General features: G+C 52.4%; 19 protein-coding genes, 1 tRNA gene and 1 riboswitch. Of the genes, 19 read left to right on the forward strand and 1 reads right to left on the reverse strand.

Going from position 1 to position 25,740, the window contains the following annotated elements; genetic code table 11:
- Positions 1-58 precede the first annotated feature (58 nt).
- From ACFER_RS02535 to rpsI, 8 genes are all read left to right on the forward strand, one after another.
- Positions 59-1,315, forward strand: coding sequence for a pyridoxal phosphate-dependent aminotransferase (locus ACFER_RS02535; protein WP_012937873.1), 1,257 nt, complete (start codon positions 59-61; stop codon positions 1,313-1,315).
- A gap of 24 nt (positions 1,316-1,339) precedes the next feature.
- Positions 1,340-3,001: a nucleoside kinase gene (locus ACFER_RS02540; protein ID WP_012937874.1), complete on the forward strand. Its 1,662-nt coding sequence runs from the start codon at positions 1,340-1,342 to the stop codon at positions 2,999-3,001.
- A gap of 15 nt (positions 3,002-3,016) precedes the next feature.
- On the forward strand, positions 3,017-4,207 hold the full coding sequence (locus tag ACFER_RS02545; RefSeq protein ID WP_012937875.1) for a pyridoxal phosphate-dependent aminotransferase: 1,191 nt from the start codon (positions 3,017-3,019) through the stop codon (positions 4,205-4,207).
- A gap of 174 nt (positions 4,208-4,381) precedes the next feature.
- Positions 4,382-5,635, forward strand: a complete 1,254-nt coding sequence (locus ACFER_RS02550) for a DEAD/DEAH box helicase (protein ID WP_012937876.1) — start codon at positions 4,382-4,384, stop codon at positions 5,633-5,635.
- A gap of 28 nt (positions 5,636-5,663) precedes the next feature.
- Positions 5,664-7,130 carry a glutamate--tRNA ligase gene (gene gltX, locus ACFER_RS02555; RefSeq protein WP_012937877.1) on the forward strand — a complete coding sequence of 489 codons (1,467 nt, stop codon included), beginning with the start codon at positions 5,664-5,666 and terminating at the stop codon, positions 7,128-7,130.
- Positions 7,131-7,134: 4 nt separating this feature from the next.
- On the forward strand, positions 7,135-8,034 hold the full coding sequence (locus tag ACFER_RS02560; protein ID WP_012937878.1) for an ROK family protein: 900 nt from the start codon (positions 7,135-7,137) through the stop codon (positions 8,032-8,034).
- A 127-nt stretch (positions 8,035-8,161) separates the two neighbouring features.
- Positions 8,162-8,599 (forward strand): 50S ribosomal protein L13, encoded by a 438-nt coding sequence (rplM, locus tag ACFER_RS02565; RefSeq protein ID WP_012937879.1) that lies wholly within the window; start codon positions 8,162-8,164, stop codon positions 8,597-8,599.
- A 20-nt stretch (positions 8,600-8,619) separates the two neighbouring features.
- On the forward strand, positions 8,620-9,012 hold the full coding sequence (gene rpsI / locus ACFER_RS02570) for a 30S ribosomal protein S9 (protein WP_012937880.1): 393 nt from the start codon (positions 8,620-8,622) through the stop codon (positions 9,010-9,012).
- Positions 9,013-9,181: 169 nt separating this feature from the next.
- Here rpsI and thiC read toward each other — a convergent pair whose 3' ends face one another.
- Positions 9,182-10,489, reverse strand: coding sequence for a phosphomethylpyrimidine synthase ThiC (thiC, locus tag ACFER_RS02575; protein ID WP_012937881.1), 1,308 nt, complete (start codon positions 10,487-10,489; stop codon positions 9,182-9,184).
- Positions 10,490-10,554: 65 nt separating this feature from the next.
- Positions 10,555-10,651: riboswitch (TPP riboswitch) on the reverse strand.
- A gap of 209 nt (positions 10,652-10,860) precedes the next feature.
- On the opposite strand from thiC, the gene nifJ reads away from it, so the two are divergent.
- From nifJ to ACFER_RS02630, 11 genes are all read left to right on the forward strand, one after another.
- Positions 10,861-14,376 (forward strand): pyruvate:ferredoxin (flavodoxin) oxidoreductase, encoded by a 3,516-nt coding sequence (gene nifJ, locus ACFER_RS02580; protein ID WP_012937882.1) that lies wholly within the window; start codon positions 10,861-10,863, stop codon positions 14,374-14,376.
- Positions 14,377-14,561: 185 nt separating this feature from the next.
- A complete protein-coding gene (locus tag ACFER_RS02585) occupies positions 14,562-16,166 on the forward strand; it encodes a Na/Pi cotransporter family protein (RefSeq protein WP_012937883.1) in 1,605 nt (534 codons plus the stop codon).
- Between the two features lie 193 nt (positions 16,167-16,359).
- The gene (locus ACFER_RS02590; protein ID WP_012937884.1) at positions 16,360-16,899 is read left to right on the forward strand and encodes an LOG family protein; all 540 of its coding nucleotides are present in this window, start codon (positions 16,360-16,362) and stop codon (positions 16,897-16,899) included.
- Between the two features lie 131 nt (positions 16,900-17,030).
- Positions 17,031-17,105: transfer RNA gene (locus ACFER_RS02595), tRNA-Gly, on the forward strand.
- Between the two features lie 194 nt (positions 17,106-17,299).
- Positions 17,300-18,049 carry a glycosyltransferase family 2 protein gene (locus ACFER_RS02605; RefSeq protein ID WP_012937885.1) on the forward strand — a complete coding sequence of 250 codons (750 nt, stop codon included), beginning with the start codon at positions 17,300-17,302 and terminating at the stop codon, positions 18,047-18,049.
- Positions 18,050-18,083: 34 nt separating this feature from the next.
- Positions 18,084-19,013: a glycosyltransferase family 8 protein gene (locus tag ACFER_RS02610; protein ID WP_012937886.1), complete on the forward strand. Its 930-nt coding sequence runs from the start codon at positions 18,084-18,086 to the stop codon at positions 19,011-19,013.
- Positions 19,014-19,034: 21 nt separating this feature from the next.
- Entirely contained in the window at positions 19,035-20,234 is a 1,200-nt protein-coding gene (locus tag ACFER_RS02615) for an O-antigen ligase family protein (protein WP_012937887.1), read from the forward strand.
- Positions 20,235-20,279: 45 nt separating this feature from the next.
- A complete protein-coding gene (locus tag ACFER_RS10950; protein WP_012937888.1) occupies positions 20,280-21,212 on the forward strand; it encodes a glycosyltransferase in 933 nt (310 codons plus the stop codon).
- Positions 21,213-21,217: 5 nt separating this feature from the next.
- Positions 21,218-22,210 carry a glycosyltransferase family 8 protein gene (locus ACFER_RS02620; protein ID WP_012937889.1) on the forward strand — a complete coding sequence of 331 codons (993 nt, stop codon included), beginning with the start codon at positions 21,218-21,220 and terminating at the stop codon, positions 22,208-22,210.
- A 183-nt stretch (positions 22,211-22,393) separates the two neighbouring features.
- Positions 22,394-23,680, forward strand: coding sequence for an ATP-binding protein (locus ACFER_RS02625; protein WP_049763431.1), 1,287 nt, complete (start codon positions 22,394-22,396; stop codon positions 23,678-23,680).
- 18 nt (positions 23,681-23,698) lie between these two features.
- Positions 23,699-25,726, forward strand: coding sequence for an LTA synthase family protein (locus ACFER_RS02630; protein WP_012937891.1), 2,028 nt, complete (start codon positions 23,699-23,701; stop codon positions 25,724-25,726).
- Positions 25,727-25,740 lie beyond the last annotated feature (14 nt).

Here is a 25,740-nt window from a genome sequence, read left to right on the forward strand (position 1 = left end):
CAACGATTATTTTCGTTTTTAAAACGTTCGCTTTTTACTGAGGGGAGGACCTATCATTATGATGAACAGCTGTGTAGCACCACATGCGCAGAAAAAGACAAAACCGTCCAAGGACCGTATTTTCGGGGCCAGTGAAGCCGCCCAGAAACGGATCAGTGAAATCGGCGCAGATGCAGTGATCAACGCCACCATCGGATGCATCCTGGACAACGATGAAAACTTTGTGGTGCTGCCCACAGTCAGCAAGGTATTCCGTGGACTGAAAGATGCGGAATACTTCAAGTACGCTCCCATCATGGGACTGCCGGAATACCTGGAACTGGTCCAGAACGCCTGCTTCAGCCAGTCCCGTCCGGAAGGATTCACCGCAGCCATCGCCACGGCCGGCGGCACCGGTGCCATCCACCATGCAGTCTGGAACTATGCGGAAGCCGGGGATACCATCCTGACCTCTGCCTGGTACTGGGGTGCCTACAACCAGATCTGTGAAGACATGGACCGGCACCTGGCCACCTATCCCATGACCACGCCGGACCACAAATTCAACCTGGCTGCCTGTGAGGAAAAAGTCCGGGAAATCCTGGCCCATCAGGACCGGATCCTGCTGATCATCAATACCCCGGCCCACAACCCCACCGGCTTCAGCCTGACGCCGGAAGACATCGAGAATGTACTGAAGATGCTGGAAAATGCCGTTGCCGGCACCGACAAGACCGCCACCCTGTGCCTGGATGTGGCCTACATCGATTATGCCGGGGAACGGGAAGAAGTCCGGAAAATCTTCCGGAAACTGTCCAACCTGCCCAAAAACATCTTCGGTCTCATCGCTTACAGCCTGTCCAAGAGCTTTACCATGTACGGCCAGCGCTGTGGGGCTCTCATCGGGGTCACCAGCGATGAAAAACAGATCCTGGAATTCATCAACGCCAACAAATACACCAGCCGGGCCTGCTGGTCCAACTGCAACCGGGGCGCCATGGATACCCTGGACACCATTTACAGCAATCCGGAACTGCTGGATACCATCCAGAAGGAACGGGCCCATTACTACAGCATGATCCAGGAACGGGGGGACATCTTCACGGAAGAAGCCAAACAGTGCGGCCTGAAAATGCTGCCCTACATTTCCGGGTTCTTCCTGTCCATTCCTGCCAAAGATCCGGAAGCCGTGTGCAACCGGCTCCATGAAGACAATATCTTCTGTGTGCCTCTGGCGGCCGGCGTGCGGGTGGCTGTGTGCGGCGTGCCCAAACACAAGGTCTACGGCATGGCGGCCAAGATCAAAGCGGCCATGGATGCAGTAGGAGAAGACTGAAAAAAGAAAAGGAGAGCAGAGAAGATGCAGATCATCGGGCCGGACGGTAAACCAAAATCATTCCAGGATCATACACCACTGGGCGTCATCGCCAAAACATACCAGTCAATGTATTCCAGCACCATTGCCCTGGGCGTGGTGAACGGTCAGCTCCGGCCTTTGCAGCTGTGCCCTCAGGAAGGGGACCATGTGACCTTCTATGCCCTGGACAGTGAACCGGGGTACCGGGCCTACATCGCCACCTTCCAGTTTGCCCTGATCGAAGCCATGCGCCGGCAGCGCCCGGAAATCCGGCTGGAAGTGGAAAACACCTTTGGCCACGGGCTGTACTGTGCCGTGAAGAACAAGATTTTTCTCAGCAAGTACGACCTGGAAGATGTGACCCGCTGCATGGAAGAGATGATCCGGGACCAGGAACCGGTCCAGGTGAAGCAGATCACCCGGGATGAGGCCTGGAACTACGTGAATCCGGCTTTTTACCGGGACGAGGCGCCTCTCCTGGATGTACTGCCGGAGAATTACCAGATCAATCTTTATGGGGTGGGGGGGCACCGGCTGGCTTATTCAGTTACTCCGCTTCTGCCCAATCTGGGCTGTCTGAAAGTCTTTGAACTGCGGTGGATGGGCTCCGGGATCCTGCTCCGGTACGGCCGGCAGGACCAGCTGGACCGGCTGGAACCCTATGTGGAACGGAAGAAACTGGCGGCGGTCTATGCCGGTTCGGAGAAAATGGGCCAGGTGATGCACTGTCCTACGGTGGCGGCCCTGAACCAGTACATCCGGGAAGGGAACAGCCGGGGCATCATCCAGATGAGTGAAGCCTACCACGAAAAATCCATTGCCCGGATCGCTGACGAGATCGATGCGGACGGGCGGAATGTGCGGCTGGTGCTCATTGCCGGGCCTTCCTCTTCCGGCAAGACCACCTTTTCCCAGCGGCTGGCTGTCCAGATGCGGGTGAACGGACTCCGGCCCATTCCCATTTCCTTGGACAACTATTTCAAGGAACGGGAAAACACACCCCGGCTGCCGGACGGAAGCTTTGATTTTGAATCCATCGAGGCTCTGGATACAGAGCTGTTCAACGACCATATGGAACGGCTGCTCCGGGACGAAACCGTGGAACTGCCCTATTTCAACTTCAAGACCGGCCACCGGGAATACCGGGGCCAGAAGGTGTTCCTGGGAGACGATGGCGTGCTGGTGGTGGAAGGCATCCACGGCATGAACGAGAAGCTATCCGCCCGGGTCCGCCGGCGGAACAAGATGAAGATCTACATCAGTGCCCTGACACCGCTTTCCTTTGACGATTACAACCGGATCCCCACTACGGACATGCGCCTTCTGCGGCGGATGGTCCGGGATTCCCAGTTCCGGTCCCATGACGCCCGGCAGACCATCCAGAACTGGCCCAAGGTGCGCCAGGGCGAAGAAAAGAATATCTTTCCCTTCAGCGAAGAGGCGGACATCATGTTCAACACCACCCTCATCTACGAACTGGCAGTGTTCAAAAAGTATGCCTGTCCCCTGCTGGAGCAGATTCCCCGGGATGCAGCAGAATATCCGGTGGCCCGGAACTTCCTGGATATGCTGCAGATCGTGGAATCCATTGATGACAAGGCCATTCCCAACAACTCCATCATCCGGGAATTCATCGGCCATTCCATTTTTGGAGATTTACTGTAAGGAGGAGCAAGAACGATGCACATTTCCCAACGGACACTGCACATTCCCACATCACCCATCCGCAAGCTGGCTCCCATTGCCAACCGGGTGGAAAAAACAAAAAAAATCTATCACCTGAATATCGGACAGCCGGACATCCCCACCCCGGAAAGTTTCTTTGAAGGGGTGGCCTCCTACCATCCCAAAGTGGTTGCCTACGGAAAATCCCAGGGAGATGAAAAACTGCTGAAGGCCATCCAGGGATATTATGCCGCCTGGGATATGGACTACGCCCTGGACGACATTTTTGTCACCAACGGAGGCAGTGAAGCCATTTCCTTTGCCATTATGACCATCTGTGATCCAGGGGACAATGTGCTGATGTTCGAGCCCTTCTACGCCAACTACAAAAGTTTCACCGGGGCGTACAATGTGGAAATCAATGGGGTCCCCACATCTCCGGATACCGGCTATCATCTGCCTGATGAAGCCACGGTGGAAAAATACATCAACAGCCGGACCCGGGCCATCCTGATTTCCAATCCGGGCAACCCCACCGGGGTGATCTATACCCGGGAGGAAATGGACATGCTGTCCCGGATCGTCCGGAAGTACGATCTGGCTCTGATTGCTGATGAAGTGTACCGGGAATTCGTCTATGACGGAGCATACACCAGCTTCGGACGGCTGCGGGAACTGGATGGCAACCTGGTGCTCATCGACTCCGTGTCCAAACGGTACAGCGCCTGCGGTGCCCGGAGCGGCTGTGTGATCACCCGGAACAAAGAACTCCAGCAGGAACTGCTGAAATGCTGCCAGGCCCGGCTGTCCTGCCCCAATATCGAGCAGCTGGGAGCGGCGGCCCTCTACACCACGCCCAAATCCTACTGGGAAGGTGTGAAGAAGGAATACACCAAACGCCGGGATACCATCAAAGCCTGCCTGGCCCAGATGGATGGGGTGATTTCCTCCGATCCCAAAGGGGCTTTCTACGTGATGGTGAAAATGCCCATCGACGATACGGAAAAGTTCGCCAAATGGCTGCTGGAAGATTTTGACATCGACGGGGAAACCGTGATGATCACCCCCGGCAACGGATTCTATGCCTCCGATGTGAAGCGGGGACAGGATGAAGCCCGGCTGGCTTACGTGCTCAATGCCGATGACCTGAAAAAGGCCATGCACATCCTGGCGGAAGGATTGAAGAAGTACCCGGGAAGGAAATAAGAAATGCAGGGAGGGTGCTGGAAGCGTGAAAAGTTTACGCTTGCAGTACCCTCCCTTTCTGTCAGCGGTCAACTGCTGATACCCCAGGAGCCTTGGCACCCCTTTTTCCTTCCATTCCTTTCCTTTTTACGCTATAATAAAGGGTACGATTGAAAATTGAGAGGAGATGATCCCATGGCGGCAGGTTTTGCCCAGCTGAAAGTGGACGAAACGATGGTGGAGAAGCTCCATCGGACGGGGAAGGACATCCCCACCCCTGTACAGGAGCGTGCCATCCCGGCCCTCCTGAACGGACGGGACGTAATCGCCCGTGCCCAGACCGGGGTAGGGAAGACCCTGTCCTTTGTGATCCCCCTGTTTGATAAAGTGGACCCCCAGAAGGAATTTGTCCAGGCCCTGATTCTTTCCCCCACCCGGGAACTGGCCCAGCAGACGGCCGGAGAGATTCGGAAACTGGAGGGGGATACGGGCATCCGCACCCTGACAGTCAGCGGCGGACGGGATTTTGAAGAAGAAAAACGGAAAATCGGACATCGGGCCCAGGTGCTGGTGGGGACCCCCGGCCGGCTGCTGGACCACCTGCGGAAAGGGAACACCAGTCTGGGCGGGGTAAAATACCTGGTGCTGGATGAAGTGGATGAAATGCTCCGCCAGGGCTTCGGAGAAGATATCGAAACCCTCCTGAGCCTGATGCCCCAGCCCCACCAGACCATGATGTGTTCCGCCACCCTGGATGAGGAAGTCCGGAAACTGGGCCGGCAGCTGACCACCAATCCCCTGGTCATCGACATTGCCCCTAAAGAATCCACCGCTTCCACCATCCATCAGATCTGCATCAAGGTCAGCGAAGACCACAAGGCCGATGCCCTGGCATCCCTGATCCGCCGATACAATCCCTTCCTGATGCTGGTGTTCTGCTGCAGCAAGGAACGGGCCATCGAGCTGTCTGACTGGCTCTACGGGGAAGGGTTCAATGTGGACGTGCTCCACGGGGACATGTCCCAGACCAAGCGCCGGCAGGTGATGGAAAACTTCCGGAAGGCCAAGCTCCAGATCCTGGTGGCCAGCGACATCGCCGCCCGGGGGCTGGATGTGGAAGGCATCACCCAGGTGGTGAACTACGACATCCCCCACGATCCGGACTGGTATGTCCATCGGATCGGCCGGACCGGACGGGCCGGCAGCGAAGGGACGGCCATCACGTTCTATACGGCTGATGAGACCCGGTGGCTCCAGAATCTGGAAAAGAAGCTGGACATCACCCTGGAACGGCAGAACCTGGCCGGGGAAACAGTCCGGCGGACGGTGAAACCGGTGCGCCCCAAAAAGAAACGGGTGCCAAAGCGGGGAAAAAGCGCCGTGGGGCCCAACAAACGGGGAACCAAATACGCGGAAGCGTCCCGGAAACAGAAACGCAAGGAAAAATAAAGGCAATTGAAAGGGAGAGGTGCTTACCATGAGTGAAGTACGTGTACGTTTTGCCCCCAGTCCTACGGGGTATCTGCATATCGGCGGGGCCCGGACGGCTCTGTTCAACTGGCTGTTTGCCCGGAGCCAGGGCGGGAAGATGATCCTGCGGATCGAAGATACGGACCGGGACCGGCTGAAGGAAGATTCCGTTTCCCAGATCATCACCAGCCTGAAATGGCTGGGCTTGGACTGGGATGAAGGCCCGGAAGTGGGCGGGGACCATGGCCCCTACTACCAGTCTGAACGGCTGGATCTGTACCGGAAATACTGCCAGCAGCTGGTAGATGAAGGCAAGGCTTACTACTGCTTCTGCTCCGCCGCTGATCTGGAAGCCCAGCGGGAAGAACAGCGGAAGAAAAAGCAGCCCTTCCATTATGCCGGCACCTGCCGGAACCTGGATCCGTCGGAAGCCAAAAAACGGGTGGAAGCCGGCGAACCCCATTCCATCCGGATCAAACTGCCTCACGACGGTACCATTACCGTCCATGACATGATCCATGGGGATGTGACCTTCAACTGGAACCAGTTCGATGATTTCGTCATCATGAAGACCAACGGCATCCCCACCTACAACTTTGCCGTGGTGGTGGATGACCATCTCATGGGTATGACCCACGTGCTCCGGGCAGAAGAACACCTGACCAACACTCCCAAGCAGCTGGTGATTTATGAGGCCCTGGGCTGGAAGGCACCGGAATTCGGCCATATGCCCATGATCCTGGCACCGGACCGGAGCAAGCTGAGCAAACGGCATGGGGCTACCTCCGTGGAAGAATTCCGGGACAAAGGGTACCTGGCGGAAGCCATCATCAATTACCTGACCCTGCTGGGCTGGGCTCCCGGGAACGATGAGGAAATTTTCACCCTGGAAGATACGGTGAAAGCCTTCGACTTCAGCAAAATGTCCAAAAAGGCCGCCGTCTATGATGTGAAGAAACTCACCTGGCTCAATGGCCAGTACCTGTCCAACCTGCCTCTGCGGAAAATTGCTGACGCGGCCGTGCCTTTCTTCAAGAAAGCCGGGCTCATCGACGACAGCTATCTGCCGGCCCACCAGGAATACTTCGACCATCTGGTGGATGTGGTCCGGGTACGGGTGAAGACCCTGGAAGAACTGGCGGACGGGTCCAGCTATTTCTTCCATGATTTCGACAGCTACGATCCCAAAGGGGCAGCCAAATCCTTCAAGCCGGAAGCCGCCGACCTGCTCCAGAAGGCCCACGATGCCCTGGCAGCCCTGCCGGTGTTCGATCTGAAGACCACCGAGGAATGTTACAACAAACTGGCGGAAGAACTGGGGCTGTCCCTGGGCAAGGTGATCCATCCCACCCGCCTGGCCCTCACCGGCCGGACCTTCAGCCCGGGCATGTTCGATGTGATGGTGCTGTTGGGCCGGGAAAAGACCCTGGAACGGCTGGAAAAGGCCATTTCCTTTATCAAAGCACAGGGCTGACACCATGGACAAATACATCTGCCTGGATATTGGAGGCACCGCCATCAAATACGGCCTGGCAGACAGCAGAGGGAGACTGTTCAACAAGGACAGTCTCCCCAATGTTATTGCCAAAGACGGGGTGGATGCATTCCTGGAACAGGTGCTGAGACTCATCGGATCCTACCAGAAGTATTTCAAGATCCAGGGGGCAGCCATTTCCATGGCCGGCATGATCAATCCCCGCACCGGGGAAGTGCTCCATGCGGCCCCTCATTTTCCCGGGCTCACCGGTACCAATCTGGTCCAGCTGGTGGCCCGGAAACTCCAGCTGCCCTGCTGGGTGGAAAATGACGTGAATGCAGCGGCCCTGGGAGAATACTGGCTGGGGAACGGACGGGGCGCAAAAAGCCTGTTCTGCATCACCATCGGTACCGGCATCGGCGGCGCCTTTGTGCTGGACGGAAAACTGTGGCCCGGCCATTCCTGCACCGCCGGAGAAGTGGGCCAGGCGAAACTGGGAGGACGGCTCCACTGGGAAGACGCCGCCTCGGTAACGGCCCTGGTCCAGAAAGCTGCCCGCCTGAAAGGGGTGGAGCCGGAGACCCTCAACGGGAAGATCCTCTGTGAGATGGTCCGGCACGGGGACAAGCCCCTCCACCGGCTGCTCCGGGAAACCGTCCATCAGTGGGCCACCGGTATTGCCGCCATCTGCTATCTGCTGAATCCCCAGCGTGTGATCCTGGGCGGGGGCATCATGGCCCAGCAGGAACTGCTGGAACCCATGCTCCAGGACAGCCTGAAAAAAGAACTGCTGCCGGTGGTGCTGGACAAGACCACGGTGGCTTTTGCCGGCCTGGGCAATGATGCGGGCCTGATTGGAGCCCTGTACAATTTCCTGGCCCGGGAAAAGAAAAGAAGTTGACAATACCTGTAATATACTGTACAATATTACGGTATCACTTTGAGCATGCGCCGTTAGCCCCGGCCCGTACCCAAAGACTCATCACCGGATACACTTCAAGAATGAGTTTTTATTAGGAGGAATAAGGATGAAAACATACATGGCCACCCCGGCTACCATTGAACGCAAATGGTATGTAGTGGATGCCGCTGACAAGACTCTGGGCCGTCTGGCTGCAGAAGTTGCCAAAGTGCTCCGCGGTAAAAATAAACCGACTTTTACCCCGCATATGGATACCGGTGATCACGTGATCATCATCAATGCTGCTCAGGTGAAACTGACCGGCAAAAAACTGGTGCAGAAGGTTTACTTCCGTCACTCCGGGTATCTGGGCGGCGACAAATACACCAAAGCAGGGGATATGCTGAAAAATAACCCTGTAAGAATGGTGGAACTGGCTGTCAAGGGTATGGTTCCCCATAACCGTCTGGGCAATCAGATCATCAAAAAACTGCATGTATACGCTGGTTCTGAACATCCTCATGCTGCACAAAAGCCTGAAGTTCTGACCATCGATATTCGCTAAGAGGAGAGGAGAACTAGAAAATGGCAAAAGTTACGTATGATGCAACTGGCAGCCGCAAAAGCTCTGTTGCCCGTGTTCGCCTTGTTCCGGGCGAAGGCAAGATCGTTGTAAACGGCCGTGAACTGAGTGAATATTTCGGCCTGAAGACCCTGGAACTGGTTGTTCGGCAGCCGCTGGACACCACTGAAACCCTGGGCAAATATGATGTACTGGCCAACGTTGTTGGCGGCGGCATCTCCGGCCAGGCTGGTGCAATCCGTCATGGTATTGCCCGTGCCCTGCTGAAAGTGGACGCTGACTTCCGTCCCCTGCTGAAGAAAGCCGGCCTGCTGACCCGCGATCCTCGGGAAAAGGAACGCCGCAAGTACGGTCTGAAAAAAGCAAGAAAGGCTTCCCAGTTCTCCAAACGGTAATTTTCCGTTCCGGATTATGGAAAGTGCAAAACGCATCTCCTGCGGGAGGTGCGTTTTTTGTTCTTCTGCAAAAAAAGGACCTGCCCCGGATCGTGGGGCAGGTCTTTTCCATCGGCCGCTGACAGCTGACCGTTGACCGTTGAAAAAAGGGGCCGTCCAGGCCCCTTTTTTACTTGTTCTTCTTCGCTTTCACTTCGTCCATGTATTCGTTCATGATCTTTACGGCACAGTAGTCGCCGCACATGGAGCAGTATTCTTCGCTACTCTTGTTCTTGGCGGCCCGGATGGCTTTGGCTTTTTCCGGATCGATGGCCAGGCTCAGCTGTTTGTCCCAATCCAGTACTTTCCGGGCTTTGGCCATGGCCAGATCCTGGGCTACGGCAGAGGGCAGCCCTTTGGCCACGTCAGCCGCATGGCCGGCGATCCGGGCGGCCACGACCCCTTCCCGGACATCGTTGATGTCCGGCAGGCCCAGGTGTTCCGCCGGGGTCACATAGCACAGGAAGTTGGCGCCGGTGAAGGCGGCCAGGGTGCCGCCGATGGCGGAGGTGATGTGGTCATAGCCGGGAGCGATATCGGTGACCAGAGGCCCCAGCACATAGAAGGGAGCACCATGGCAGATCCGTTTCTGGAGCTGCATGTTGGTGGCAATCTGGTTGTAGGGGACGTGGCCCGGTCCTTCCACCATGACCTGTACGCCCTTGGCCCAGGCCCGCTGGGTCAGTTCGCCCAGGTTCAGCAGTTCCTGGATCTGGGTCCGGTCGGTGGCGTCCGCCAGGCAACCGGGACGGCAGCCGTCGCCCAGGCTGATGGTCACGTCATATTTGGCACAGATGTCCAGGATTTCATCGTAGAATTCGTAGAAGGGGTTTTCCTTCCCGTTGTGGAGCATCCAGCCGGACAGGAAGGAACCACCCCGGCTCACAATGTCCATTTCCCGGCCTTCACTGATCAGGTTGTGGAGGCACTGGCGGGTGAGACCGCAGTGCATGGTCATGAAGTCAGCCCCGTCTTTGGCCTGCTGTTCCACCACGGTGAAAATGTCGTTCTTGTCCATTTCGGTCACTTTGCCATGAGCTTTGATGGCCTGTACCGTGGCCTGGTAGATGGGAACCGTACCCACCATGACGGTGGAATGTTCGATGATGGCCTTCCGGGAGGCATCGATGTTGTTCCCGGTGGAAAGATCCATGACCGCATCCGCACCGGCGTCGATGGCCGCTTTCAGTTTGTCCAGTTCCGGAGCGGGATCCGGGAAAGCGGAAGAAGTACCGATATTGGCGTTGACTTTGGTGGAAAGGCCTTCGCCCACCCCCCGGGGAACCAGGTTCTTATGGTTGATGTTGGCTGGGATGCAGATGGTGCCTTTGGCCACTCCGTCCCGGATGAATTCGGGGGTGACTCCCTCCTGGCGGGCTACTTCCGCCATCTGGTCAGTGATTTTTCCCTGCAGCGCAGCTTGTCTTTGGGTCAGCATAAAACATATCCTCCTTCATGGATGCAAAAAGGGCCGCTTCCCTGGGAAAAGGAAAGCGGCCCGAAAAAACAGCCTTACCACTTTCCTTCGGCGGTATTAACCGCATCAGGTTCAAAGGGTCGACCGTCAGGTCTCTCAGCGATAGCGCCCCTAGTGATGCTTCAACTTTAACAAAAAAACGAAAAGAATGCAACAGGAAAATTCAAAATGTACTCTTGGGAGTTGTTAGACAATTCATAATAAATTGTCTACAAATAAGAAAAAATTTATTTGAGATTCTGTTCATTTTGATATATAATTATAGGCGACTAGGGGGACTATGGAAGTCTTACTATCGTAGTCAGTATCTCTTAGAAAGAGGGGCTATTTAAATGAAAAAAATGAAGACAATGGATGGCAACACCGCGGCCGCATATGCTTCTTATGCGTTTACGGAAGTTGCAGCGATCTACCCGATCACTCCTTCTTCTCCTATGGCAGAAGCAAGTGATGAATGGGCTTCTCATGGCAAGAAGAACATTTTCGATCGCCCGGTACAGATCATGGAAATGCAGTCCGAAGCTGGTGCAGCTGGTGCTGTGCACGGTTCTCTGGCTTCCGGTGCTCTGACCACGACCTACACCGCATCCCAGGGCTTGCTGCTGATGATCCCGAACATGTACAAAATCGCTGGCGAACTGCTGCCCGCCGTTTTCGACGTTGCAGCCAGAGCTTTGGCTACCAGCTCTCTGAACATCTTCGGTGACCACAGTGACGTTATGGCTTGCCGTCAGACCGGCTTTGCCATGCTGGCAGAAAGCGGCGTTCAGGAAGTTATGGACCTGACCGCAGTTGCTCACCTGTCCGCCATCAAAGGCCATGTGCCTTTCCTGAACTTCTTCGATGGGTTCCGTACTTCTCACGAAATCCAGAAGATCGAACTGCTGGACTATGATGAACTGAAAAAACTGGTTGACTACGATGAACTGAAGAAATTCCGTGAAAATGCGCTGAACCCGGATCATCCTGTTATCCGTGGTACCAACCAAAACCCGGATATCTACTTCCAGACCCGTGAAGCTGTAAACAAATACTACGAAGCTCTGCCGGAAATCGTAGAAGGCTACATGAACGAAATCAGCAAGCTGACCGGCCGTGACTACAAACTGTTCAACTACACCGGTGCTCCCGATGCAGAAAACGTTGTTGTCATCATGGGTTCCGGCGCTCAGACTGTTGAAGAAGTTGTCAAGATCCTGAACGCTCAGGGTGAAAAAGTCGGCGTACTGAACGTACATCTGTACCGTCCGTTCTCCGCCAAACACTTCTTCCAGGCTATGCCCGCAACCGTAAAACGGATTGCTGTTCTGGACCGGACCAAGGAAGCTGGTTCCAACGGTGAACCTCTGTACCTGGATGTCCGCGACATCTACTACAACAAGGCTGAACGGCCTCTGATCATTGGCGGCCGGTACGGCATGGGTTCCAAGGAATTCTATCCTGGCGATGCTCTGGCTGTGTTCGACAACCTGAAGGCTGCTGAACCGAAAGACCACTTCACCGTAGGCATTGTGGACGATGTGACCAACACCTCCCTGCCGAAGGAAAAGACCCTGGACATCACCCCGAAAGGCACCATCTCCTGCAAATTCTGGGGCCTGGGTTCCGATGGTACCGTTGGTGCCAACAAGAGCGCCATCAAGATCATCGGCGACAAGACCGACATGTACGCACAGGGCTACTTCGCTTACGACTCCAAGAAGTCCGGCGGTATCACCGTATCTCACCTGCGTTTCGGCCATACTCCGATCCATATGCCGTTCCTGATCAACTTCGCTGACTATGTTGCTGTACACAATCCTTCTTATGTACATCGTTACAACGTAGCCTCCGGCCTGAAAAAAGGCGGCGTGTTCCTGCTGAACTGCCCCTGGAACGCTGAAGAACTGGACAAGGAACTGCCTGGCCAGCTGAAACGTTACCTGGCAACCAACGACATTAAATTCTACACCATTGATGCTGTGAAGATCGCCTCCGAAATCGGTCTGGGCGGCCGTATCAACATGATCATGCAGGCTGCATTCTTCAAACTGACCGGCGTTATCCCCGTGGATGATGCTGTGAAGTATCTGAAGGAATCCATCGTCACCTCCTATGGCAAGAAAGGCCAGAAGGTCGTTGACATGAACAACGCTGCTGTTGATCAGGGCGTCAATGCCATCAACAAGGTAGAAATCCCCGCTGCATGGGCTGATGCAAAAGACGAAGACCTGTACCAGAAGACTGGCAACGATTTCGTCGACAACATCATGATTCCCATGAACGAACAGGAAGGCGACAGCCTGCCGGTCAGCGCTCTGATGGGCCAGGCCGACGGTACCTTCCCCTCCGGTACTGCTGCTTATGAAAAACGCGGTATTGCCATCAACGTTCCTGAATGGAACATTGAAAACTGCATCCAGTGCAACCAGTGCGCCATCATGTGCCCGCACGCTGCCATCCGTCCGTTCCTGCTGACTGACGAAGAAGTCAAGAACGCTCCGGAAGGTCTGCAGACCAAACCGGCTCTGGGTGCAAAAGGCCTGAACTTCTGCATCACCGTCAGCCCGATGGACTGCCAGGGCTGCTCCAACTGCGTGGATGCCTGCCCGGGCATGAAAGGCAACAAGGCTCTGGCCATGAAGCCGTTCGCTACCCAGGAAGGCCGCGCTCCCATCTGGGATTATGTTGTGAACAAGGTTGCTCCGAAAGCCAACCCCATGACCACCGCTACGGTGAAGGGTTCTCAGTTCGAACAGCCGCTGCTGGAATTCTCCGGTGCCTGCGCAGGCTGCGGCGAAACTCCGTATGCCAAACTGGTAACCCAGCTGGTAGGCGACCGTATGATGATTGCCAACGCTACGGGCTGCTCCTCCATTTGGGCTGCTGCTGCTCCTTCCATGCCGTACACCACCAACCACAAGGGCCATGGTCCTGCCTGGGCCAACTCCCTGTTCGAAGACAACGCTGAATACGGTCTGGGTATGTACCTGGGCGTAAAAGCTGTCCGGGATCGTCTGGTTGATGAAATGAAGGCTGCTGAAGCTGTTGCTTCCGCTGACCTGAAGGCTGCCATGGAAGACTGGATCGCCAACAAAGATGAAGGCGAAGGCTCTCGTGCCCGGGCTGAAAAACTGGTTGAACTGCTGGAAGCTGAAAAAGCCGGCAAACCGGAACTGGAAGCTCTGTATGAAAACAAACAGTTCTTCGTGAAACGGTCCCAGTGGATCTTCGGCGGCGACGGCTGGTCCTACGATATCGGTTACGGCGGTCTGGATCATGTCCTGGCTTCCGGCGACGATGTAAACGTTATGGTATTCGATACCGAAGTTTACTCCAACACCGGCGGTCAGTCCTCCAAGTCCACTCCTGAAGCTGCTGTGGCTCAGTTCGCCGCATCCGGCAAACGGACCAAGAAGAAGGACCTGGGCATGATGGCCATGACCTATGGCTATGTATATGTGGCTCAGATCAACCTGGGCGCTGACAAGAACCAGGCTCTGAAGGCCATCCGGGAAGCTGAAGCTTACCATGGTCCTTCCCTGATCATCTGCTACAGCCCCTGCATCAACCACGGCATCAAGAGAGGCATGCAGCACTCCTTCCTGGAAGCCAAGGCTGCTGTTGACTGCGGTTACTGGAGCTGCTTCCGGTACAACCCGACTCTGAAGGCTGAAGGCAAGAAGTCCTTCTTCCTGGACAGCACCAAGACTCCGAACTTCGATGAATTCGAAAACTTCCTGAAGGGCGAAGTACGGTATGCATCCCTGGCCAAAGGGTTCCCTGACATTGCAGAAGCTCTGTATGCCAAGACCAAGAAAGACGCTGAAGAACGTCTGGCCGGCTATGTAAAACTGGACGCTGAATAAGCCTCGTTTCTTCAAAATCTCCTGTCACGAAAGTGACAGGAGATTTTTTTTGCACTAAAATGTTCAGAATGTTGCATATTTCCATAGTGAACTGGTGAAAACAGCTGAGATGTGGTAAAATCAAAATGTATACCAATTTCATCAACCAATAGAACAATGGAACGCAAACTGCGGAGGAGATCATTTTGGTTCAGCTATTCTTGTTTTTAGGCGGTATTTCTCTTTTCCTGTACGGCATGCAGATGATGGGCGACGGCCTGCAGCAGGCGGCAGGAGCCAGGCTCCAGAAGATCCTGGGGCAGCTGACGAAAAAGACCATCTATGGGGTGGCTTTGGGGGCAGGGGTTACGGCAGTGCTCCAGTCTTCCAGTGCCACCACGGTGATGACCGTGGGTCTGGTGAACGCCGGGCTCATGAACCTGGAACAGGCTTTTGGGATTGTCATGGGGGCCAACATCGGGACTACCATGACCGCCCAGTTGATTGCCTTTAACCTGACTGATTACATCACCCTGATCATTGCCATCGGGTTCGTCATGCAGATCGTGTGCAAGAAACGGACACTGAAAAATCTGGGGGCGGTGCTCCTGGGCTTCGGAATCCTGATGCTGGGCATGAGCATGATGAGCAATGCGGTGATTCCTCTCCGGCAGGATCCCCGGATTGTGGATATCCTGGGCAAATTCTCCACCCATCCTCTTATGGGGCTGCTCACCGGTCTGGTGATGACCCTGGTGATCCAGTCCTCCTCCGCCACCATCGGTATCCTGATGGCCATGGCCAGCCAGGGCCTGATTCCCCTGGAAGGGGCCATTCCCGTTATCCTGGGTGACAACATCGGTACCTGCATCACTGCCGTCCTGGCTACTCTCCAAAGCGGACTGAATGCCAAGCGGGTGGCCTGCTCCCACGTGATGTTCAACCTGTGCGGGAGCATCATCGCCCTGATCCTTCTGCCCTTTTTCATTTCCTTTGTAAAGGATATTTCTCCAGCCGGGAACATCGGCCGGCAGATTGCCAATGCCCATACCACCTTTAACTTGGTGAATACCTGTATTTTCCTGCCTCTGGCGCCTTACTTCACCCGGTTCATCAAAAAACTGATGCCCGGGGAAGAAAACGACATTTCCTATCAGCCCAAGTACCTGGACAAAAACGTGCTGAATACTCCGGCCGTGGCTCTGGGACTGGCTGCCAAGGAAGTGGTCCGGATGGGGGATCTGGCCCTGGAGAACATCCGGAAATCCTTTGCCTGTGTGGACAACTACAACAAGAAAGATGTGGATTTCATCCTGGAGCATGAACCGGTGATCGACAGTCTGGAAGAGGCCATTACCGTGTATCTCACCAAGATGAGCGAAAAGAACATGACCAAGGAGATGTCCAATCTCCACACTGGCCTGATCCATGCCTGCAATGACATCGAACGGATCGGTGACCATGCGGAAATCATTGCCAAACGGGTCCGGAGCATGCGGGAAGACGGCACCACCTTCTCTCCCGAAGCCAACCGGGAAATGAAGGAACTGGAAGTCCTGGTGGTGTCCGCCGCCACCAAGGCTATCAAGGCCCTGGAAAACAATGACAAGGACCTGGCCCGGGAATCCCTGGACTTCTCCCATCAGGTCAAGATCAAGCAGAAGGCCATGCGGAAGAGCCATGTGGAACGGCTGAACGAAGGGGTCTGCACCCCGGAAACCGGATTTGTGATGCTGGAACTGCTGATCAACATGAAACGGGTCAGCGACCACAGCAAGAACATTTCTCAGCTGGTGCTGGGGGACTTCTAAGAGGATGTGAAAAATACTTTTTTCACATCCTGTCACTAGTCACTAGCGAATAGTTACTAGCCGATGGTAAAAATTTGCAAGCAAATTTTAATGATTTTGTAGCATCAAAAGGACCTGCCTTTTAGAGGCGGGTCCTTTCCATAAGCTGCAGACTAGTGACTAGAGACTAGTGACTGCAAAAAAGGAGGCACACATGAACATCACTGTCTATTTGGGGGCGAACCCGGGAAACCGGCCTGAATACGCCCGGTATGCCTATGAACTGGGCCGGTGGATCGCCATTCACGGCCATACCCTGGTCTATGGGGGCAGCCGTACCGGTCTTATGGGAAACCTGGCTGACGGGGCCCTGGAACAGGGCGGCCGGGTGATTGGCGTGGAACCCCGGTTCTTCATGGAAAAGGAACTCCAGCATGAAGGCCTTACGGAACTGATCGTTACCGAGAATATGGCCCAGCGGAAACAGAAGATGCTGGAACTGGGAGATCTGTTCCTGGCCTTTCCCGGGGGTATCGGAACCCTGGAAGAAATCAGCGAAATCATGAGCCTGAACAAGCTGGATATGATGCCCAACCCTTTTGCCTTCCTGGATTACGAAGGCTACTGGCAGCCCATGAAGACCCTGTTGGACCGGATGGCCGGAGAAGGGTTTGTGTGGAAAGAATGGGTGGAAAAAATCCCCTTTATCAGGGATCTGGGAGAACTGGAGCGGTACTGCGGCGAAAGAAAATAGGGGAAAGCGGAATCAATGGACTCCGGCTGCCCCGCACGGTACCGGAGGGCCGTACGCCGGGCGGCCCGCAAAATACTTCTTTCTCTTGACATAAATCCAAAACTGTAATATACTGTACAAGTAATCTATTTGCGGAAGTAGCTCAGTGGTAGAGCATCACCTTGCCAAGGTGGGGGTCGCGAGTTCGAATCTCGTTTTCCGCTCCATACGGAATCAAAGGGCTGTTGCTGAGGCAACGGCCCTTGTTTTGTTCCAGTCCGGCAAAAAGCCGGCTTTCTTCGGCTGGAGACTGGTGACTGCAGACGAGTGACTGCCTCTGGCTAAAAAATCCACCTTGCCGCCTTGCCTTTCCTCTATCTTTAGGGTAGACTTAAAGTTGAATGAGAAAAGGAGACGCATTATGGGAACCTGTACGGTAGCTATCCTGACGAAAAATGAAGAAAAACACATCCTGGCTGCCCTGGATTCCGCCCGCCCCTGTGCCGATCAGCTGCTGGTGGTGGATTCCGGAAGCACGGATCATACCGTGTCCCTGGCCCGGGAGGCCGGAGCGGAAATCGCCTTCCGGGAATGGGATGAGGACTTTGCCGCTCAGCGGAATTTTGCTCTCTCCCAGGCCAAGGGAGACTGGGTCCTGTATCTGGATGCCGATGAACGGCTGACCCCGGCGCTGGTGGAAAAAATCAATGCCATTAAAAAAGGAAACCAGGACCATCAGTATTCCTTCAAACGGATCAACATAGCCTTCGGCCATGAATTCCATCATGGAGCCTTCAGCCCGGACCGGGTGAAGCGGCTGTTTCCCCGGGAAAAAGTCTGCTGGGTGGGAAAAGTCCACGAACGGCCGGAATGTCCACTGCCGGTGACGGAGCTGGGAGAATCCCTTCACCATTACACCTATGATTCCTTTGCCCAGTGGTGGAACAAGGCCGGCCATTATACCTCCCTGTGGGCAGAAGAAGCCCGGGAACGGGGCAAAAAGGCTACGGCCCGGACCGCTGCCGGACATGCCCTGCTGGGGATGGTGAAAGCCTATGTGCTGGAAGGCGGGTTCCTGGAAGGGAGCATGGGATTCATTGCAGCGCTTCAGCACGGAATCTATACCGCCATGAAGTACATGAAACTGGCGGAGCTTTGCAGCAGAAAGTGACAAGACCCATCAAACAGCAAAAGAGGTGACAGAAATGGACGAGATTTCCATTGTCCTGGCTTCTGATGACAATTACGCCCAGCACGGGGCGGTGGCCTGTGCCTCCATCCTGGCCAACCACCGGGGGGAACGGCCCATCCATTTTTACTATTTTGACGACGGCATCAGCGAAGAGAAACAGGCAGGCATTGCCGCAACGGTGACCGGTCTGCAAGGGTCCATTACCTTCATCCCCACAGCCGGGAAAGAAATCCAGGCCCATACCAGCGGGCATGTGAACCGGGCCGCCTATTTGCGGCTGCTGATCCCGGAGCTGGTACCCCAGGCGGTGCACCGTGTGATCTATCTGGATACGGACCTGGTGGTGCTGGATGATATCCAGGAACTGTGGGAAATGGATCTTCAGGGGAAACCGGTGGGAGCCGTGCCTGACCTTGGCATCCTGGCTTCTTCCCGGATGCGCCGGCAGAAGGAAGAGACCCTGGGAATCCAAGAGGGAAAACTGTATTTCAATTCCGGGGTCATGGTCATGGAACTGGAAGCCTGGCGGGAAAAGCAGTACGGGGACCAGGTGATCCGGTGTGTGGAAGAGGGGAACTTCCGCCACCACGACCAGGACGGGCTGAACAAAGTATTCCAGGACAACTGGCAGCCCCTGCCCCTCCGGTGGAATGTGATTCCGCCGGTGTTCACCCTGCCGGTGAAGGTGCTGAAAAAATCCCGCTGGCGGAACCTGGCCCTGGAAGCCCTGGAGCGGCCGGCGGTGTTCCATTGGGCAGGCCGGTACAAACCCTGGGAATTTCCACCCAAGGGCCATTTCAATGAAAAATACTATACCTATCTGGCCAGGACCGCTTTTGCCGGGGCCAAGATGCCCCAACCGGGAAAGGATATGAAGGGGAAATCCTTTACCCGTCAGGAGTGGCGGTTGAAGCTGGCAGAATTGTGGAAGAAACTGTTTTAAGGAAGTTGGGGGAGTTAAGAAATGTCAGAGGCAACACAGCAGAAAATAATCAAGGCATTGGCAATTTGTGCTGCAGGGATGGCCTGTATGACCCGGATTTCTATGGCACTGGGAGAAGTGCTGAATGGATTGGTTTTGCTGTTTGGATTGATCCTGTATTATTACAACCGTAAGCAAATCCATCTTTCTCCTGAATTGAAGGGGTATTTGAAAGCCTATCTCATTTTTGTCCTCTGCACCTTGCCCTCGGTTATTTTTGGAGGTAATGTTTCAAAAGGAGTCCATGAGTTCCTGCAGATGTGGGTATGGCGGTTTGTAGTTTTTTTACCCATAGTTGTATTTATTAAGAAACGAGATTATCTGATCAATATGCTGACGGCTTATATGGCTGTTTTCGGTGTAGATTGTTTTTTGACACTGATCCAGGTCCTGTTCCATTTGGGAAACAATGACAGAGGATGGGGGCTGGGGGGCAGTCAGCTGGGGATTGCCAGCATCATGTGCATGATGCTGCCCATTACATTCATCATTATTTTAGATTCAAGTTTCGAAAAACGGCTGAAAAATGTGGCGAGAGTTACGCTGATCTGCAACTGGATAGGGCTGTTCTGCAATAAAAGCCGGGGGGCCTGGCTGTCCAATATGATCCTGGTACCTGTGTCCGCATGGAATTATATCAAACATTCCAAAAAAGCGCTGGCTGTGATAGCCGTGTTTTTCCTGGCTTCCGGTGTATTTATGGTTTCTTCTCCCAAATATTTGAAACGATTTGAATCTATTGCCAATACCACCACTGACCGATCCAATGGGGACCGGATTGTTGCTTGGAAATCCTGTATCCAAATGGTAAAAGATCATCCGTTGACTGGTATTGGTCTTGGCAGATGGGGTAAAGTATATGGCACTCAATATTGGACTCCAGAAGATACACAGAAATTGCCGCACGCTCATAGTAATTACTTTCATATATTGGCAGAGACTGGTATTATAGGACTTTTGGGCCTTTTATATTTCACTGTTTACTTTGTAAGCAGAAGTTTTATCAACTGGAAGAAAAATAAAAATCCCTATGATTTAATGGCCTGCATAAGCTTTTTAGGATATGTTGTTTTTTTTGGGCAAATTGAATACACACTTGACTTAACTTCGGGAGTAAGAATTATGTGGTTTTTAGAAGCTGTTTTAATTTCATTAAAACAAGATGCTTGTGATATGCATTAGATTTGTTTTTGAATAAACAGGTTCTATAATTTTGAAAGGATAAATATGGCGCAAAAACTACTTTCTGTGATAGTTCCAGTTTATAAAGTGGAAAAATTTCTGGATCGTTGTATTCAATCTCTTTTAAAACAAACATACAGGAATTTGCAAATTATTTTGGTAGATGATGGTTCTCCGGATAATTCTGGGATAATCTGTGATTACTATGCGAAAAAGGACTTTAGAATAGAGGTTATTCATCAGTCAAATAAAGGTCTTAGTGGCGCAAGAAATAGAGGCTTAATCGAAGCTAGAGGGGAGTACATTGCCTTTTTAGATAGTGATGACTGGATTGAACCCGACATGTATGAAACACTAATTGGCCTTATGGAAAAAAATAATCTCGATGTGGCTCGCTGTTCAATTGATGAAACGGATGGTTCTTTTCACCGACTCAAAACCCCATCAAAACAATATGCAAATCGAGTTTATGAAAATAATACTTGCTTGGACCTATACTTTCATGAATTTCTTTGTAAAGTTGTGTGGAATGCAGTATATAAAAGAGACATTGTAGATGGAATCCTTTCGCCAGAGGGGCACCAATCTGAAGATAACTATGTTTCAGGTAGATATTTATTTAGATGCAAACGAATATGGATCACTAGCAAGGTACTTCATCATTATTGGATGAATCCAGATGGAATTACTCGTGCACATAAAATAAAACCTTGGGATATATGTATTTGTACTAGCCTCCTAATAAAGGATCTACCTAAAGATGGAATCGTTACAGAAAAATATAAAGTTCAGCTAAAAAGGAAATTAGCAAGGGAGTTGTTTCATTATATCCGTTCTAATGATTCAAGGTGTCAAGTGATTGCCATAAAAAAGAAACAAAAATATGATATACTTAAATGGCTGGATTTTAGTCGAAAAATTCGTTTTCTAGTTTTACTCTGTAAAAAGAATATTAAAATTTATAAAGGAGAAAACTGAGTCCTATGGAAAATCCTTATAATACTGAATATTTTCAAACGCACAAACTGTATTTAACTAAGGATAGTTTTGAATATATGACTGCAGAGAATAAGAAAAAAGATATTTTACATATTTGCTGCAATGTCAATGATTTGTTTTTTAAACCGGCGGGAGTTTTATTGACTTCGATTTGTGAGAATAATAAGGATCTTGCACTTAATTTCCATGTTTTTGTTGATTCTTGTAGTGATGAAAACAAGGAAAATCTTAGGAAAACCGCTGAAAAATATGGCTGTAACGCATATCTTTATAAAATGGATATGAGTATATACCAAAATTTTCATATCAAAGTTAAGCGATTTTCGAGAGTTACATATATTCGAATTGTGATGCCATGGGTATTACGAAATGTGACCAATCGTTATCTATATCTGGATGCTGATATGGTATGCGTAAAGAGCTTGAGGGTATTTTTCAATTATGACTTAAAAGATAAAGCGGTAGGTGCATTAGTGTACGATACGCCCGAAAGAATTGCATTTTTGAAAATGAAGGGAAATGTTTATTTTTCAGATGGGCTGATGTGGATTAATGTTGATGAATGGATTAAACAGAGGGTAACAGAACGAGTATTTTCCTATCAAGGGGCAGATCCTGCTCGTTTTAAAGGTCAGACACAAGATTTAATGAACCTTGTCCTTGATGGGAATGTACAGCCTATTCCTGCATTATTTCACCATATGGATAAGGATTTTAGTGTCGATGGAATCCTAATCCATTATTCGGGAAGAGATAAACCATGGGAAATTGTACTAGATGAAGATGACGAATTATGGAGACATTATTTAGATATTTCACCGTGGCCGAGCATGCCTAATCCTATGCCTCCAAAGAGGCCAATATATTATCACAGCTTTAAAAAATTGGCTCAAGTATATAGTAAAAAAGGAAATCATCTCAAAGAGTTAGAATGTCTATTTTGGTATGGAATATTAAAAATTAGATACAAACTGTAAATGGAATCACAGGAATATTCATTATGTCAATTTATTATAAAAATAAAATTGATTGATGGATTATAAATGTAAAAAGGAGCTGTTGGCTGCAACGGCTTCTTTTTTTTCGTTGCAAACGCAAATGCAACGAAAAATTTACGTTGCATTTACGTTGCATTCGTTGTTATAATTAGTGCAACGCAAATGAAACGAAACAGGAAGGAGGATGATTTTGTGGAACGGGAAAGCAGTACCTTGGAATATAAGGAAGATATGACCAACACCTTTTTGAAGACCGTCAGTGCTTTTGCCAATTATCAGGATGGAAAAATCATTTTTGGTGTCCGAGATGATGGTACGGTTAAGGGGATTCCCCAAGCCGTGCAAAAATGTTTGGATATAGAAAACAAAATCAATGACAGTATTTCACCGCAGCCTGATTATATGCTGAAAATCAATGAGGATAACCAGACCATTGTCCTGACGGTAAAAAAAGGAGACAATCCACCATATCTGTACAAAAACAAAGCGTATCGACGGAGTGATTCCGCCTCTCTTGAAGTGGACCGTGTTGCTCTGAATCGTCTGATTCTGGAAGGCTCCCATCGTTATTATGAGGACTTACCAGCTGGTACTGCTCCCTTGACTTTTTCTGTCCTGGCCCGGGAAATGAAAAAACAGCTGGGTGTTTCCCAAGTGAATACGGATGTGCTGAAGACTCTTGGCTTTTATACGGCAGAAGGAAAATCGACCCATGTGGCGGAACTTTTTTCGGATCAAAATCCTTTTCCAGGCGTGGACATGATGATCTTTGGCCGGTCCATCAATGAAATCCGGGAACGGATCAAAATCCAGGGATGTTCCGTATTGTCCCTGTTCCACCAGGCTGTGGAACGGATTGCCCGGGAGTATCAGGTGGAGAAAATTGATGGAGTGGAGCGGCGGATGGTGGAAAAGATTCCCAGTCAGGCCATCAGAGAAGCCCTGGCCAATGCCCTGGTTCATCGGACATGGGATATTCCCACCGCCATCCGGGTGGCCATGTATCCGGACAAGGTGGAAATTACATCTCCGGGAGGGCTTCCTGCAGGAATCAGCCAGGAGGAATATCTCCATCATCAGATTTCCATTCTGCGGAATCCCAAACTGGCCAATGTATTTTACCGGCTTGGTTATATTGAAGCTTTTGGAACAGGCATCCAGCGAATCCTTTATGCCTATCGCCAAAGCCGGGTCAAGCCGGATTTCCAGGTGACAGAGCATATCATCCAGGTGACGCTGCCTTTGGTGGATGGCATGCCTCCTTTGGACCAGGAAGAACAGCAGGTCTGTGCCGTATTTCCGGAAAACGGGCTGTTGAGCCGTCAGGAAATCGAACAGGCTACCGGGTTTGAAAAAACCAAAGTCATCCGCCTGCTGAACCGGTTGGTGGGGAAAAAGGCTGTTCTCAAAGTGGGGAAAGGCCGGGGTACCCGCTATCAGCGGCAGTAATTGAGAAGGAGGATAATTTTGTTCAGTCTATTCTACGCATCCCTGCAGCAGAATGCGAAGCTGTTTTTGTTCTTTCCCATTCTGTGTGCGGTTTTTCGTCTGATCTTCATTATGGTCTACAATCCCTACCGCAGTCTGAAGGGAAAAGGGAAAGTCCTCTGGCACTGTTTCCGGTACGGATTCTGGTGGGGGATGGATTTCAACGCCTATGTGTTCCTGATCCCGCTGGTGGTCCTGTCCCTGCCCGGGGCCTTTTTCCCTTCCTGGTACCGCCGGGGTGATCTGCTGCGGCTGGCCGGAGGACTTACCTACAGTCTGGTGCTGTACCTGGCTTTTGCCGGGAAAATGCTGTTCTACAAGCACTTCCACGATATCTACAACCAGACCATGAAGCTGGGGGCCAAAGCGGAAAAGCACAATCTGGTGGATATTTTCTTCCACCAGGACCATGGTGCCTGGATCCTGGCAGGAATTCTGCCCTATCTGGGCCTCTGCGGCTTCTGTATCCGCAAACTGCTCCAGCTGCCCAGTTTCCAGTACCTGATCTTTTTCAGCCCGGTGCTCCAGTATGTGTACAATGGGCTGATTTTCCTGGGATCCATCGCAGCCTTTTACTGGTTCCGGTACGGGGGAACCTTCTGGCATGACGACAAGCCGGAATGGGATACCATCCCCAGTGTGGTGAAAAAGGACATTTTCTTTGCCAAGGCTACCGTGGACGATCTGGTGGCCCTGGAACAGGTGATGAAACACAAGCTGAATCCGGCCTATGAACATACCGATGCCCAGGATCTGCAGGCCATCCAGCCTTTCCTCACGGAGAAGATGCCCATCAAGGACCTGCCCAACCCGGCCTATGGGTTCAGACGGACGGCCCAGGGAGCCCGGATCACCAAACCCACCCATATATTCCTTTTTGTGGGAGAAACCTATCTCCAGCAGTTCTTCGATCCCCAGTTTGCCTGTCTGAATCTGGTATCCGGGGGACGGCAGCTGATGGAGGACCCCCATACGGCGTCCCTTACCAGTGCCCTTTCTGCCGGTATCATTTCCCGTCCGTCCATTGTGAGCCTGATGAGCGGTATCTTCGATGCGGGACTGGAACTGAACGAAAAGGAAAGCTTCTGGCGGAACAACCTGCCCACGGCCCTGCCCCGTCAGCTGAAAAAACTGGGATACCATTCCACCTACTGGTACGGCGGCAATGTGACCTACGGGAACTTCAACCAGTTTGCTCCCGCCTGCGGGTTCGACCAGGTGATGACCGCCACGGATTTCTGCGGAAAGGATGCGCCCAAGACCTGGGTGGGGATCTATGACAATGTGTTCCTGGAAAAGGCGGCGGAACTGATCCAGCAGCAGGAGGAGGCCAACGGGCCCTACCAGTTCCATTTCCTGTATACCACCAGTTACCATGGTCCTTTCAAGATCCCTCTGGCAGACTATGGCTATGATCCGGAAAAAGTGATGCCGGAGGCGCCCCGGGATATCCGGCGGAACAAGGAAATCCAGAAAAACCTGGGAACCTTCTGGTTCTCGGACCAGGCCCTGGGAAAATTCATCAAAACCATGCGCCAGGCCTATCCGGACAGCCTGTTCATCCTCACCGGGGACCATTCCATCGATATGAGCCCGGTACTGGGCAAGACTTCCCTGATGGGACGGGACTGCAATCTGCGGGAACGGCACAGCCCGGTGCTGCTGGTGAACCACCGGGAACTGGATGCCCACAGCCTGGCGGACAACACCATCGGCGGCCATATGAACATTGCGCCCACCATCTTCGAACTGATCGCTCCGGCGGGATTCACCTATTATTCCCTGTATCCGTCCCTGCTGGAACCCATCGACCATGTGGTGTCGCCCTATCACTGGCTGCGGAAGGATGCCTACGGCAGCTACAGCCAGGATTTCTACCAGCCCCTGGGACGGCAGTACGGCCCGGAAGACCTGAAAGAGGGACCCAAACCCTACACAGAAGAACGGGAAGCATGGATGGATCTCACCGGGTATCTGGTACGGCATCCGGAGGTGCTGGGGAGATAAAGCCTGACAGCTGA

The organism is Acidaminococcus fermentans DSM 20731 (assembly GCF_000025305.1).
Classification (GTDB): domain Bacteria; phylum Bacillota; class Negativicutes; order Acidaminococcales; family Acidaminococcaceae; genus Acidaminococcus; species Acidaminococcus fermentans.

What these genes read in the sequence shown, in the direction of transcription:
- ACFER_RS02535 (WP_012937873.1), top strand. Translation starts at nt 59, where the DNA reads ATGATGAACAGCTGTGTAGCACCACATGCGCAGAAAAAGACAAAACCG.
- ACFER_RS02540 (WP_012937874.1), top strand. Translation starts at nt 1,340, where the DNA reads ATGCAGATCATCGGGCCGGACGGTAAACCAAAATCATTCCAGGATCAT.
- ACFER_RS02545 (WP_012937875.1), top strand. Translation starts at nt 3,017, where the DNA reads ATGCACATTTCCCAACGGACACTGCACATTCCCACATCACCCATCCGC.
- ACFER_RS02550 (WP_012937876.1), top strand. Translation starts at nt 4,382, where the DNA reads ATGGCGGCAGGTTTTGCCCAGCTGAAAGTGGACGAAACGATGGTGGAG.
- gltX (WP_012937877.1), top strand. Translation starts at nt 5,664, where the DNA reads ATGAGTGAAGTACGTGTACGTTTTGCCCCCAGTCCTACGGGGTATCTG.
- ACFER_RS02560 (WP_012937878.1), top strand. Translation starts at nt 7,135, where the DNA reads ATGGACAAATACATCTGCCTGGATATTGGAGGCACCGCCATCAAATAC.
- rplM (WP_012937879.1), top strand. Translation starts at nt 8,162, where the DNA reads ATGAAAACATACATGGCCACCCCGGCTACCATTGAACGCAAATGGTAT.
- rpsI (WP_012937880.1), top strand. Translation starts at nt 8,620, where the DNA reads ATGGCAAAAGTTACGTATGATGCAACTGGCAGCCGCAAAAGCTCTGTT.
- thiC (WP_012937881.1), bottom strand. Translation starts at nt 10,489, where the DNA reads ATGCTGACCCAAAGACAAGCTGCGCTGCAGGGAAAAATCACTGACCAG.
- nifJ (WP_012937882.1), top strand. Translation starts at nt 10,861, where the DNA reads ATGAAAAAAATGAAGACAATGGATGGCAACACCGCGGCCGCATATGCT.
- ACFER_RS02590 (WP_012937884.1), top strand. Translation starts at nt 16,360, where the DNA reads ATGAACATCACTGTCTATTTGGGGGCGAACCCGGGAAACCGGCCTGAA.
- ACFER_RS02605 (WP_012937885.1), top strand. Translation starts at nt 17,300, where the DNA reads ATGGGAACCTGTACGGTAGCTATCCTGACGAAAAATGAAGAAAAACAC.
- ACFER_RS02610 (WP_012937886.1), top strand. Translation starts at nt 18,084, where the DNA reads ATGGACGAGATTTCCATTGTCCTGGCTTCTGATGACAATTACGCCCAG.
- ACFER_RS02615 (WP_012937887.1), top strand. Translation starts at nt 19,035, where the DNA reads ATGTCAGAGGCAACACAGCAGAAAATAATCAAGGCATTGGCAATTTGT.
- ACFER_RS10950 (WP_012937888.1), top strand. Translation starts at nt 20,280, where the DNA reads ATGGCGCAAAAACTACTTTCTGTGATAGTTCCAGTTTATAAAGTGGAA.
- ACFER_RS02620 (WP_012937889.1), top strand. Translation starts at nt 21,218, where the DNA reads ATGGAAAATCCTTATAATACTGAATATTTTCAAACGCACAAACTGTAT.
- ACFER_RS02625 (WP_049763431.1), top strand. Translation starts at nt 22,394, where the DNA reads ATGAAACGAAACAGGAAGGAGGATGATTTTGTGGAACGGGAAAGCAGT.